Origin of the sequence: Pseudomonas sp. C8002 (genome assembly GCF_013385765.1) — a bacterium.
Lineage (GTDB): Bacteria > Pseudomonadota > Gammaproteobacteria > Pseudomonadales > Pseudomonadaceae > Aquipseudomonas.
On sequence record NZ_JACAPJ010000020.1, the window covers coordinates 129,349 to 135,348 of the forward strand.

Genomic DNA, 6,000 nt, shown 5'->3' on the forward strand with positions numbered 1-6,000 from the left:
CACTGACAGACCGAGTCGACTGCATCGCAGGCAAGCCAGCTCCCACCTTTACCCGGGCTGCCCCTTGAAGTGTGCCGCTACTCTGAGGGCATTCGCTGCGATGGTCAGTGCCGGATTAACCGCCGCCGACGACGGGAAGAACGAGCTGTCCACCACCCATACATTCTCCAGGTCATGCAGCTTGCAGTTCAGGTCCAGCACGCTGGTGGTAGGGTCCTTGCCCATCACGGCAGTGCCGCACTGGTGGGAGTTCGTCGCGATGCCCATGCGCGCCTTGAGGATCAGCGGATACCCTGCATCACGCATGGTTTGGGTGGCCTTGCTCACCAGTCCTTCATGGGCCTTGAGGTTGTTCGGCGTCCAGTGAACCTTGATCGCACCGCGCTGTGTGTCGTAGGTGACGCGGTTGTCCTGGGTCGGCAGATCTTCCGAGGTCAGGTACAGGTCGACGCTGTGGTCAGTGATATAGCGTGAAGCGAATTTCGGCAGCCAGGGCCGCATGGCACTGATCATCGGCTCGCGGATTTTCCCCAGCATCTGCACGTTACCCAAGGGGAATGCGTTGTGCGGGCTGGCGCTGTACCAGTCGTTGATGGCCAGGGTTTTCTGGAAGGTCACGTTGTTCTTGCGTCGCGGGTCCACCGCCAGCATGAAGGTGCTGTTGTGCACCATGTAGTTACGCCCCAACTGCCCAGAGCTATTGCCCAGGCCATGAGGATGTTGAGCGTTCGCAGACTTGAACAGCAATGCCGCACTGTTGACTGCGCCGCACGCCAGCACGAAGCGTTTGGCACGCAGTGTCACCTCGCGTCCATCGAACAGCCCCCGCGCTTGAGTCACGGTTTTGCCATCGTTATCGGTGTTCAGCTGCCTGATCGTGGTGCGAGTCATCAGCCGAATGCTGCCACTGCGCAGGGCGGGCCTGAGCGCAGAAACTTCAGCGTCGGCCTTGGCCTCCACCAGGCACGGATAGCCATCGCAGGTTGAGCACAATACGCAATCGCCGCCATCGCCATAGTCCACCGCCGCCGGCATCACGAACGGCTTGAGTCCGGCACGCTGCATGCTTTGCTCCAGCGCAACCAGGGCCGGGTCGTGCTTGAGTGCCGGTTGCGGGAAGGGTCCTGAACGCCAGGGTTCGCTTGGGTCAATGCCGGCCTGGCCATGCACGCGGTAGAGCTTTTCCGCTTCGGCGTACCAGGGTTCAAACTCGGCGTAGCTGACGGGCCACGCAGGCGACACGCCCTCGGCATGCTGGATCTCGCCAAAGTCCGCCTCGCGAAACCGTGGCAGCATGGCGCCGTAGAATTTGGTGTTGCCGCCGACGTAATAAAACACCCCCGGCGAAAATGCTTGGTTGGCCTGGTCCAGCCACGGTTCGGCATTGCGATAGCGTCCTTGGCCGAACACCGCTTCAGCGCTCCAGTTCTGGATTTCCCGGGGCAGGAAATCCCCTCGTTCGACGATCACAATATCCAGCCCGCTGTCACGCAGGGCATGGGCGAAGGTCGAACCGCCCATGCCCGAGCCGATAATCACCACGTCACAGTTGATCGTGCCATCTGCATCAGGTGTCACCACGTCGAGGGCGCGCGGTTCGCGCGGCGCCCCCGGTTGTGGATTCAGCTCTGCATGATGCGAAATCAATGCATCACTCATGTGAGCCGCTCCGGCATTTACAGGTGTTGTTCGGAATTACGGATTTGCCAGTACTCATCCTGGCGTTCGTCGGTGATGTATTCCGGAATCGGGAAGTCCCACCAGCCGGGCACCCAAGGGCCAGCCGCATCGCGGTCGGTGGGTACTTCGATCAGCACCGGCACATTCAAATCCAGCGCTTCCTGCAGGATAGGCTCAAGGTCTTCCGGGCGCTCCACACGGTAGGATTTGAGGCCGAAGGCTTCGCCCACCGCCTTGAAGTCCGGGCTGTAGGGCGTGCCGTCCGGGTGGTTGAACTCAGTGCCGATATGGCGGCTGGTCTGCTTGCGCTGGCCACCGCGAATCGACATGTAGCCGGCGTTGTTCTGGATCAGGAACACCACAGGGATATTGTTGGTCACGCAGATCGCAATTTCCTGGGAGGTCATCAGGAAATCGCCATCCCCGAGGATGCACACCACCGGCTGGTCAGGCGCCGCCAGCTTCGCACCGATGGCCGCAGGTACGGCCCAGCCCATGGACGAGAAGCCGCCGGAGGTCAGGTGGGTACGTGGCGTATAGACCGGGAAAGTCTGCTTGACCGCGCCCTGGGTGTTGCCCGAGCCAACCACCACGATGGTGTCCCGCGGGAACACTTTGCGCAGCGCGCCGAGGGGGCGTTGCGAGGTGAACGGAAAGCGATCGGAGTCACGACGGCCCGCCAGTTTGGTTTCCCATTCTTCCTGATAACCGCGCAGGTCGCTCAGGTACTCTTCGCGCTCAACCGTCTCGCCTTTCAGGCTTTCGACAATGGCGGCGAGGGCGTATTTGGCGTCGGCACAAATGCCCACGGTCACCGGGTAGTTCTTGCCGATTTCATGCGGGTCGATGTCGATGTGGATCAGCTTCGACGGCGGGATCGCGAAGGTCACGCCCTTGGCGTAGCTGGACGACGACCAGTCGGTGAAACGGCAGCCCACGGCGACGATCACGTCTGCGGTGGACGCGACTTTATTGCCGCACAGGGTGCCGGTCTGGCCGACACTGCCGGCGAACAACGGGTGATCTTCCGGGAAGCCGCTCTTGCCGTTCCAGGTGGTGACCACCGGGATCTTCCAGGCTTCGGCCAGGGCGAACAATTCCGCGCTGGCTTCGCCGGTAATCACGCCGCCGCCGATCACCAGCACCGGGCGCTTGCTCAGTTTCAGCTCTTCCACTGCGCGTGCGGTGGCTGCCGGGTCCGGGAAGCATTTGCCGATCGGGGTGCGCTCTTCGAGGGCATGCAGGGTCACTTCAGCGGCCTCGGCCTGCACATCCATCGGGATTTCCAGGTGCACCGGCCCGGGGCGTCCGGTGACCATTGCGCTCCAGGCGCGGTGCATCATGAACGGCAACTCTTCAACACGGGTCGCCACCCAATGACGCTTGGTCACGGCCTCGGCGATTTTCGGGAAGTCGTTGTCGGTGTAGCGCTCCAGCTCCTGCAGCAAGCCATGGCCACGCATGTGAGTGGGTGGCCCGCCGGTGATCAGCATCAGACTGGTGGAGTCGGTAAACGCGGTGGCCATGCCGATCACCGTGTTGGCGGCGCCGGCACCGATGGACGTCACTGCCGCCATCGGCTTGCCGCTCACCCGGTAGTAACCGTCGGCGAGATGCACCGCGCTCTGCTCATGGAACACCTGGATGAACTTGAGCTTGGAGTCTTCTTCGAGGAAGGCGTCGGTCAGGGTCCAGATACCGTGGCCGGGAATACCGGCGACGTATTCGACGCCATAGTTTTTCAGGGTTTGAGCCACGATCTGGCTGCCGGTCAATTTAGTCATGACAGGACTCCTTGGGTTGATGAAACGGAGGGGGTTGCCTCGGCGGTACTGGCTGCACGCCCGCGTGTCGCCCAGTTCAGGCCTTGCTTGGTCAGGCGGCGGATATTCGGGTCGGCGAGGTTGCTGGTGTCGTGCCCGATGGAGTGATAGAACACCCGCCCCTGGCCCCACTGGCGCACCCACGCCACCGGGCTGCGATGGCCGTTGAGCCAGGGGAAGGGGTTGCCGTCGAAGGTGGTTTCAGCCAGCACATGAATGTTCGGGTCGACCTGCATGTAGTACTGCTCGGACCGTACCTCGAAATCCTCGACGCCCTGGGTCACCTCGTGGCTGTGGTCGATGACGTTGACCTGGTACGGGTGGGGAAAGCCTTCGCCCATCGGGTGTTCGAGGAATGAGCCGCCGAGCACCCAGTGATATTTGAGGCTGGCGCGAAACGCCGCGCCTGCGCCGTGCCAACCCACCAGGCCGGTGCCGCTTTCGATCGCTTCCAGCAGGCGGTTTTCCTGGGACGCGGTGAGCGTCTCGGTAGTGACGGCGTTGTTCCAGCCGATCACGATCAGGTCATAACCGGTCAAGTCCCTGTCCAGTGTGAAGATGTCGGTGGACTCTTCGACCTCGAAATCCAGTTCCTGGAAAACGGTGCGCGCCCATGCCGCAATTTCGTAGGGGAAATGGCCGGGCCAGCCACCGAATAGATACAAGACTCGACTCACGGTTGATCACCTCTTTACGTTGGGTGTGATTGTTAGGTTATACGTATAACCGCTTATTTAACCTATCACTCCGAATCCCTAAGTCAATGGGGCTTACATGTTTTTCATCGGGGGTTATACGAATAACGTCAGCAGCCCGCCGCAGTGCTTCAACACTGCGTCTGTGTTGCGTCAGGTTGCGTCACCAATAGGGAGGCTGCGAAATTGCCCGGGGCAGGGGGGTAGGAAAAGATGGTTGCCAATGCCGGGGGCATGTCGCGTGCCCTCAAGAACCACCTGGAGCCACTGATGATTCGTTACCTGAAAACGCCTAAACCGGTCGAAGCCCAAGCCGAGATTGCCGCCCAAGTCCGCGATACCGTTGAGCGCATCATCGCCAACGTCGCCCGTAACGGCGATGCGGCCGTACGTGAATACTCGAAGCAGTTTGATCAGTGGTCGCCTGTATCTTTCCGGCTGAGCGACGAAGAAATTGCCGCCTGCGTGGCGAGCCTGTCCGAGCAGGAAATCGGCGATATCACCTTTGCCCAGGCCCAGGTCCGGCGCTTCGCCGAGGTGCAAAAAGCCTCGATGCACGATGTGGAAGTCGAGACCTTGCCTGGCGTGATCCTTGGGCATCGCAATATTCCGGTGAACTCGGTGGCTTGCTACATTCCGGGCGGCAAGTACCCGTTGCTGGCGTCGGCGCATATGAGCGTGCTGACGGCCAAGGTGGCCGGGGTGAAGCGCGTTGTTGCGGCCGCGCCGCCGTTTGATGGCAAGCCTCATCCGGCCATTGTGACGGCGATGTATTTGGCGGGTGCCGATGAGATCTATTGCGTGGGCGGGGTGCAGGCGATTGCTGCGTTTGCGTTGGGCACCGATACGTTCAAGCCGGTGGATATGATCGTTGGGCCGGGTAATGCGTATGTGGCCGAGGCCAAGCGTCAGTTGTTCGGCAAGATTGGTATCGACTTGATTGCCGGGCCTACAGAGACACTGGTGATTGCTGATGACAGCAGCGATGTTGAAATCATCGCTGCCGATTTGTTGGGGCAGGCGGAGCATGGGGTTAATTCGCCTGCGGTGTTTTTGACGAACAGTGCGGAGTTGGCGCAAACCCTGCCGGCGGAGATCGAGCGGCAGTTGGCGATCCTGTCCACCGCACCGGTTGCTTCTGTCGCCTGGCGCGACTATGGCGAAATCATCCTGTGCGACAGCGTCGACGAGCTGGTGCAGGAAGCCGATCGCATCGCCTCCGAGCACGTGCAGGTGATGACCCGCGATCCGTTGTATTTCCTGGAGCACATGACCAATTACGGCGCGTTGTTCCTCGGTGAGCGCACCAACGTTTCCTATGGCGACAAGGTGATTGGGACCAACCACACATTGCCTACCACCGGGACTGCGCGGTACACCGGCGGGCTGTGGGTCGGCAAGTTCATCAAGACGTGCACGTATCAGCGGGTGCTGACGGATGAGGCTTCGGTGTTGGTAGGGGAATACTGCTCGCGGCTTTGCGGGATGGAAGGGTTTGCGGGGCACAAGGAGCAGGCGGATATTCGGATTCGTCGTTACAAGAAGCACGGTTGAGGGTACATATCCGTTGTTTGGGTAACGGCGACTATTGGTTCCGCTCTTACAGCGGCTCACTTTTGAAGAGCGCAAAAGTAAGCAAAACGCTCTTGCCCCACCACTCGGCACCTCGCTTAGGCTCGGTGTGCCCTCACTCCGGCTTTGGACCGTGGGCCGCCGTCATGGGCCATCCTTGGCCCAGGACGGCTAACCCGGCGTCCTGCCGGGTTACCCACGCTCCAAAGCCTGCGTTCGGCCAGCGTGGT

Annotated in this window: 4 protein-coding genes; 1 reads left to right on the plus strand and 3 read right to left on the minus strand. The window is 61.0% G+C overall.

The window, feature by feature from the left end:
* Positions 1-48: 48 nt before the first annotated feature.
* Genes HX814_RS24085 through HX814_RS24095 form a run of 3 tightly spaced genes read right to left on the minus strand, consistent with a single transcriptional unit; the run spans position 49 to position 4,180 of the window.
* Positions 49-1,659: a GMC oxidoreductase gene (locus tag HX814_RS24085; protein WP_102369430.1), complete on the minus strand. Its 1,611-nt coding sequence runs from the start codon at positions 1,657-1,659 to the stop codon at positions 49-51.
* Positions 1,660-1,676: 17 nt separating this feature from the next.
* Positions 1,677-3,464, minus strand: coding sequence for a thiamine pyrophosphate-binding protein (locus tag HX814_RS24090; RefSeq protein ID WP_177009151.1), 1,788 nt, complete (start codon positions 3,462-3,464; stop codon positions 1,677-1,679).
* Positions 3,461-4,180: a ThuA domain-containing protein gene (locus tag HX814_RS24095; protein WP_032898774.1), complete on the minus strand. Its 720-nt coding sequence runs from the start codon at positions 4,178-4,180 to the stop codon at positions 3,461-3,463. The genes HX814_RS24090 and HX814_RS24095 overlap by 4 nt, the downstream gene beginning before the upstream one ends.
* Before the next feature lie 288 nt (positions 4,181-4,468).
* On the opposite strand from HX814_RS24095, the gene hisD reads away from it, so the two are divergent.
* A complete protein-coding gene (hisD, locus tag HX814_RS24100; RefSeq protein WP_008431521.1) occupies positions 4,469-5,752 on the plus strand; it encodes a histidinol dehydrogenase in 1,284 nt (427 codons plus the stop codon).
* Positions 5,753-6,000: the final 248 nt, after the last annotated feature.